Here is a 7,232-nt window from a genome sequence, read left to right on the forward strand (position 1 = left end):
GATCATGTACATATGCTGGTTAGCATACCGCCTAAGATCAGTGTGGCATCATTTATGGGATATTTGAAGGGGAAAAGTGCCCTTATGATGTTTGACAGGCACGCAAATTTATAATACGAGTTTGGAAACAGATATTTTTGGGCAGAAGGATATTATGTCAGTACAGTAGGGTTAAATGAAGCTACCATCAGAAAATATATCCAAGATCAGGAGCGGGCGGATATCATACAGGACAAGCTCAGCGTAAAGGAATACGAAGGCCCTTTTAAGGGTCAGGGTAAGTAATACGGATGCCCTTTGAGGGGCAGCGACGAGTAAAAAGCAATGTGGCTTGAACGGAGCTGCGGGAAGTGATCAAAGAAACTTCCCGCAGCCATAAAGTGAAAGCCAGCGCCTTGAGACGCTGGCCTAGCAACACGGGCTTATAGCCCGGACCGAACCACCCGTTTCACGGGTGGCGGCAATTTAGTGTTCGAAAGAACGCGCAGCCATCTCCGCAGGAGATGTTCAATGTGGGAATGCACTCCTGCACGGTGCGCCGAAGCTGGATGAGAACGGCAATCCCCTGAAGGATAAGAATGGCAGGGTGATCCGGGAACCGTATATCATCAAAGTCTTCAATACGATCAATTTCAGGAAATCGATGAAATACAATCCCTTTGCCTATATTCATTCGGAGAAGGACATCCTGAAGCTCGTTACAGCGCTGATCGCCAATACGAAAGGAGAAGGAAAAGCCGGGGATGAGTTCTGGACCAAGGCGGAGACGCTGCTCTACACGGCTCTGATCGGATACATTCATTACGAGGCACCGGAAGAAGAACAGAACTTTGCGACACTTCTGGAGATGCTCAATTCGATGGATGTCCGGGAAGATGATGAAGAGTACCAGAACCCGGTGGATATCCTTTTTGAGCGGCTGAAAGAGAAGAATCCCAATCATTTTGCAGTAAGACAGTATGTGAAGTTCAAGATGGCTGCCGGCAAGACCCTGAAAAGTATACTTGTGAGCTGCGGCGCACGTCTGGCGCCCTTTGATATTCAGGAGGTCCGGGACATCACCATGTATGATGAGCTGGAACTGGATACGCTGGGAGACCTGAAGACAGCACTTTTTCTCATCATGTCGGATACTGATGCGACGTTCAACTTCCTGATCGCTATGATATACACGCAGATGTTCAATCTGCTTTGTGAGAAAGCGGATGACGTATATGGTGGACGGCTTCCGGTGCATGTACGGTGCCTGATTGATGAGGCAGCTAACATCGGTCAGATTCCGAACCTGGAGAAGCTGGTTGCGACAATCCGAAGCCGTGAGATCTCAGCTTGTCTGGTGTTGCAGGCACAGTCACAGCTGAAGGCTATCTACAAAGATAATGCTGATACGATCATTGGTAACATGGATTCCCGTATCTTCCTTGGTGGAACAGAACCGACGACACTGAAAGAGCTGAATCAGGCACTTGGTAAGGAGACGATTGATACCTACAACACCGGTGAGAGCAGAGGACGTGAGGAATCCCACAGCTTGAATTACCAGAAGCTGGGACATGATCTTCTTTCCGTCGATGAGCTTGCGGTGCTGGATGGGTCTAAATGCATTCTGCAGCTACGTGGTGTCCGGCCTTTCCTGTCTAAAAAGTACGATCTGACAAAGCATCCGAACTATTGCCTTACCGCTGACTATGACAAGAAAAATACGTTCGACATTGAGAAATATCTCAACCGGAAAATGAAATTGAAACCGGAAGATGAATATGTAGTGGTAAATGCTGATGTAAAAGCAATTTGATATTAGGGGTTTTGAAGAAGCAGAATCTGTGATACATTAAAATCAAAAAATAAACACCATGCGGGCTGGATTTCTTAAGCGAGTATCGGTTTTGCTGAGATATCAATTTCAAAACCAGAGACGGAGGTTTTCAGGCTGTACAGCTCAGATTATCTGGCACTGGTGTGATCATCTGTGGGGAATCTTCAAACAAGGAGCTTAGCAGATGGATAGAATTAAGAAGGACAGTCAGGATACATTGTATCTGATTAACAGAGGAGGAAACGCATGGCAGAAAGCCAGAATATAGAATACAAAGAGTCTTGGCGTGATGAGTATCTGAAATGGATATGCGGATTTGCCAATGCGTAGGGAGGAACGATCTTTATCGGAGTCCGCGATGATGGAAGCATTGTGGGGGTTAAGAACGCCAAGAAACTTCTTGAGGATATCCCGAACAAAATCCAGACGGGATTAGGCATTATTGCTGACGTTAACATGCATACAAAGAACGGACTGGATTATATTGAGATAAAGGTTGAGCCCAGTAGCTTTCCTATAAGTTATCATGGCGAATACCATTACAGAAGCGGGGCTACAAAACAGCAGCTGACAGGCATTGCATTGTCAGAATTTATTATGCGAAAAACTGGATTCCGCTGGGAAGATGTCACGGTCGATAACCTTTCTGCAGATGATCTGGATGAGGAAAGTTTCAAGATTTTTCGCAGAGAGGCATTCAAAAGCGGCAGGATGAAGGATACAGAGCTGAATGTCTCTAACGCGGAACTTCTGAGTAAATTGCATCTTATTTCCAATGGAAAGCTGAAGCGTTCTGCAGTTCTGCTTTTTTATAGTGATCTGCAAATTATTCAGAATGGGAGCTACGTCAAAATCGGGAAATTTGGCGAAGGAGCAGATCTTCAGTACCAGGATGTGATGGATACGTCTCTTATTACAATAGCAGACAGAATTATTGATCTGATCTATATGAAATATCTTAAGGCAAAAATCACGTATGAGCATGACCGCAGAGTCGAGACATACCCGTATGCGCGTGAAGCGGTCCGTGAAGCAATTTACAATGCGATAGCTCATAACTGCTATATGTTCGGAACTCCGATACAAGTCAGAATAGAGGACCAGGAAATGATCATCAGCAATCGATGTATCCTGCCGGATGGCTGGACATCCGAAACTTTGATGGAGCCGCATGATTCGATTCCTTATAACCCTGATATTGCAAATGTATTCTATCGGATGGGATATATCGAAAGCTGGGGACGTGGTATTCAGAAGATTTGCGATGAATGTATTGCAATAGGGGCTGATCTTCCAAGGTATGAGGTGCTCGGAAATGGCATACGACTGCATTTTAATGCTTTGCAGAGCGCGTTAATAGATCAGACTAAAGATCCAAAGTATCAGAGAGATACTTTGGCTGATACTTTGGCTGATAAGATTATTGCTTTGTTGACTGAAAGTCCTGCCTTAACACAGGAAGAACTGGCAGAAAGTGTTAAAGTATCCGTTCCATCCGTAAAAAGAGCTATGAAAATACTTTCGGATTCTGGTCGCATAGTGCGTGTCGGTGGGAAACGATATGGTCACTGGGAAGTGAAATGAATGTGGGCGGCAGCCAGAACGCATCATTATGATCTGAATATGATCATGTGGCGGTATGTAGATGCGAAAACGCCAGAAGAAGAAAGTCCGTTTGTTCAAAATAAATTAGAATTTGAAAGGCGGTTGATGCATATGAACAAGATTACCAAGATTACATTTAAACAACAAGTTTTCATTGGAATTATTCTTATAATTGCTGGGAATGTGCTTGCTTTAATTTTACACAAAGGCTTGTTTGCAAATATCGCATGGATTTTATACGGACTCATTCTCATACTGAACCCTGTTTACCCTGAAAAATACAGTAATGATGAAAAAAGAGCAAAATTGGGTTCAAGGATTGCCGGAATAATTTGTATTTTAGCAGGAATACTTACGAGATATATTCCGTAGATCCCAGTTTATACTAGGAGACAATCGATATGATAGACAAAATAATTGGAGTCATAATGACCGGAGGCGTGGGAGTCATTTTTGCTGTTATGGGCTGGTTGCTCTGGAAAAAAGAAAAGCTCTCCTTAATGCATAATTACCATGTTGATAAAGTTTCCGCAGAAAACAGGCCGGCTTTTTGTAAACTGTCCGGAATTGGTCTTATCGTGATAGGCGTTGGTTTATTGATAACCGCTGTGATACTTGGCATCACAGACTCTGCATACAGTTTTCTTTTCTTCGCTGCTTGTTATGTGGCGGGTTTGACCATGTTGATTACTGCCGGGACGAAGTACAATCGTTAACTCCCAGTTTGTTGCCTTGATTCCTTTAGATATGTTTCCTCATTTGATGCCTGAGTTTTAGATATATTTCCGCAAACAGTGGCAAATTTTCGATATGTTTCCACAAACAGTCGGTCAGCGTGATTATGTTTTCCACTGTCTCGGCGCACGTCGAGACCGTTGTCCTCTTGAGCAACAAAAATGCGAAGCCGAAGGACTGTGTTGAGATTAGCGTTGATGCTGAGGATTATTACAGGATCAAGAGTTCAGAGAAAGACATTTGACAGACTACTAAAGTTTGAAGAGTATGTGAAAAAACCTGTGGAATGAACCGTGATATGGGATTTCCACAGGTTTTCCTTTTGCTGAAATTGCATTGCTCTGATATAATAAACATGACATACTGATGTCGTGTTATATGCGTTAGTATATAAATGGAGCGTAAGAGAACATGAAGATAGACAGGCTGATAGGAATATTGTCAATCTTATTGCAGGAAGACAAGACAACAGCTCCGGAACTGGCAGAAAGGTTTGAAGTGTCTCGCAGGACGATTAACCGAGATATTGAGGACCTTTGCAAGGCCGGTATTCCTGTTCGTACAGTTCAGGGCACTGGCGGCGGGATCAGTATTATGGACGGATACCGGATGGACAGGACGATCCTGACATCCAGGGACATGCAGATGATCCTTGCAGGACTGAGAAGCCTGGACAGCGTGAGCGGGAGCAGTTATTACGGTCAGCTGATGGAAAAAATACAGGCGGGATCTTCTGAGTTCATCAGCGGACGGGATTCCATTTTGATCGATCTGTCATCGTGGTATCGGGATTCGCTGGCGCCGAAGATAGAAACGATACAGGATGCGATCGGAGACAGGCACATGGTCCGGTTTCGGTATTATGCTCCGTCCGGTGACAGCGAGCGGACGGTTGAACCTTATTATCTGGTATTTCGATGGTCAAGCTGGTACCTTTGGGGCTGGTGTATGGATCGTAAGGATTACAGATTGTTTAAGCTGAATCGCATGGATCGCGTTACAGAAACGGATAAAGAATTTGTCTGTCGAGATGCACCTATGCCGGATCTTTCAGTTGAAAAAATATTTCCGGGTGAGATTAAGGTTAAGGCGTTATTTTCACCGGATATGAAATGGCGCCTGATCGAAGACTTCGGACCTGATTGCTTTACAGAAGCGGATGATGGAAGACTGCTCTTTACAGCGGACTACACGGATATGGAAAACCTTGTGACCTGGCTCATGACTTTCGGAGCGAAGGCTGAAGTGCTGGAGCCGGCAGAAGCGCGGGATATTATCCGCAGGAATGCAGAGGAGACATTACAGCTTTATGAGGAGGATTAACATTTATGGCATTTGATTTCAAAAAAGAATACCAAGAATTCTATATGCCGAAAGGAACACCTTCAATAGTAACTGTGCCGGAAATGAATTTTATCGCGGTACGCGGCAGCGGGGAGCCCAATGATGAGGAAGGCGAGTACAAACAGGCGATAGGTCTTCTGTACGGTATTGCTTTTACGATCAAGATGAGTAAGAAAGGCAGCTATCAGATCGATGGATATTTTGATTATGTGGTGCCGCCTTTGGAAGGATTCTGGTGGCAGGATGGAGTGATCGGTGCCAATTATACCCATAAGGATTCTTTCCGGTGGATCTCCGTCATCCGTCTGCCGGATTTTGTGACGAAAGATGATTTTGACTGGGCTGTCAAAGAAGCTGCGGCAAAAAAGAAACAGGATTTTTCGAAAGTTGAGTTCTTTACCTATGATGAAGGGCTGTGTGTTCAGTGTATGCATATCGGGGCTTATGATGATGAGCCTGCCACGGTAGCGGCGATGCACAGATTTATGGAAGAGCAGGGATATGCTCTTGATATTACGGACGAACGCATGCACCATGAGATTTATCTGAGCGATGCGCGGAAAGCAGCACCGGAGAAGCTGAGGACCGTGATCCGTCATCCGATAAAAGTGAAGGAGAATTGATCCGATGGAGTACATCAGAGTTACAAAGGAAAATCTGGAAAAGGAGCATATCTGCTGTGCCATTTCCAATAATAAGGATGTTCAGGTGTCATCGAAGAAGGCGTGGCTGGCCGACAGGTTTGAAGAGGGACTTGTCTTTCTGAAGAGTGTGGAGCGGGGAAAGTGCTTTATAGAATATATCCCGTCTGAGAACGCGTGGGTTCCAATCCAGGCTGACGGCTATATGTATATCGATTGCCTGTGGGTGTCCGGTTCCTTCAAAGGTCATGGCTATTCTGCAGAATTGCTGAACACCTGTATTGAGGACAGTAAAGAAAAGGGGAAGAAAGGGCTGTGTATATTAGCAGCAGCTAAGAAGAAGCCGTTCCTTGCCGACCCTAAGTTTCTGAAATATAAGGGCTTTACCGTATGCGACGAGGCGGACAATGGCATTCAGTTGTGGTACTTGCCATTTGTGACGGATACCGACAAGCCTCATTTCAGGGAATGTGCAAAGCATCCTCGCATAGAAGAAAAAGGTTATGTACTGTATTACACCAGCCAGTGTCCGTTCAATGCGAAGTATGTTCCAGTGCTGGAGCAGACTGCCAGAGAAAATGATATACCATTCCATGCGATCCATATCGAAAGCAGAGAGAAAGCACAGAATGCTCCGACTCCGATTACAAACTATGCGTTGTTTCATGACGGAGAATATATTACGAATGAGCAGATGAACGATAAAAAGTTTCTGAAACTTGTGAATGCTTGATCAGGAGTAATACCGCCATGGAGTTTTTGTTGCTCACGTGGAACAATGTCGAGACAGTGGCTCTGCTAACAAGAACAAATTGACAGAGGACAGAAAAAGCCCGTGTTTAGGCCATTTCTGCGGCATCCGTCTTTCTGAGAAGAGAGGCGGGTGCCGCATTTTCTTTATGGGCTTTAGCCTGTTGAGCTCGAGCGAGTATTTCCCAACGGAAATATGAGCCGAGCGAAATAAAAAACCACCCGCTATGTGGTGTGCTACCCGTCAAGGGGACAGTGAAAAATAATAAGTGATTGGATACCGTCAGTTGAGGAATGAATCAGCTGGCGGTATTCTTTATGCTGCTACTGCAAATGCTGCA

6 protein-coding genes and 2 pseudogenes are annotated in these 7,232 nt (G+C 44.8%); all 8 read left to right on the top strand.

Annotated elements, in window-relative coordinates:
* A pseudogene (gene tnpA, locus ACTQ3A_RS13620) lies at positions 1-285 on the top strand (IS200/IS605 family transposase); the annotation flags it as partial.
* Positions 286-505: 220 nt separating this feature from the next.
* A pseudogene (locus ACTQ3A_RS13625) lies at positions 506-1,795 on the top strand (VirD4-like conjugal transfer protein, CD1115 family); the annotation flags it as partial.
* Between the two features lie 360 nt (positions 1,796-2,155).
* Positions 2,156-3,400, top strand: coding sequence for an ATP-binding protein (locus tag ACTQ3A_RS13630; protein ID WP_441495170.1), 1,245 nt, complete (start codon positions 2,156-2,158; stop codon positions 3,398-3,400).
* Positions 3,401-3,793: a hypothetical protein gene (locus ACTQ3A_RS13635; protein ID WP_441101398.1), complete on the top strand. Its 393-nt coding sequence runs from the start codon at positions 3,401-3,403 to the stop codon at positions 3,791-3,793.
* Between the two features lie 29 nt (positions 3,794-3,822).
* Positions 3,823-4,137: a DUF3784 domain-containing protein gene (locus tag ACTQ3A_RS13640; RefSeq protein WP_270441640.1), complete on the top strand. Its 315-nt coding sequence runs from the start codon at positions 3,823-3,825 to the stop codon at positions 4,135-4,137.
* Between the two features lie 430 nt (positions 4,138-4,567).
* Positions 4,568-5,479, top strand: coding sequence for a helix-turn-helix transcriptional regulator (locus ACTQ3A_RS13645; RefSeq protein WP_441495167.1), 912 nt, complete (start codon positions 4,568-4,570; stop codon positions 5,477-5,479).
* A 5-nt stretch (positions 5,480-5,484) separates the two neighbouring features.
* Positions 5,485-6,123: a GyrI-like domain-containing protein gene (locus ACTQ3A_RS13650; protein ID WP_441495168.1), complete on the top strand. Its 639-nt coding sequence runs from the start codon at positions 5,485-5,487 to the stop codon at positions 6,121-6,123.
* A 4-nt stretch (positions 6,124-6,127) separates the two neighbouring features.
* Positions 6,128-6,874 carry a GNAT family N-acetyltransferase gene (locus ACTQ3A_RS13655; protein WP_441495169.1) on the top strand — a complete coding sequence of 249 codons (747 nt, stop codon included), beginning with the start codon at positions 6,128-6,130 and terminating at the stop codon, positions 6,872-6,874.
* The last annotated feature ends 358 nt before the right edge of the window (positions 6,875-7,232 follow it).

The sequence above is a fragment of the Bilifractor sp. LCP21S3_F8 genome, from assembly GCF_052117805.1.
In the GTDB taxonomy this organism is placed as follows: Bacteria; Bacillota; Clostridia; order Lachnospirales; family Lachnospiraceae; genus Bilifractor.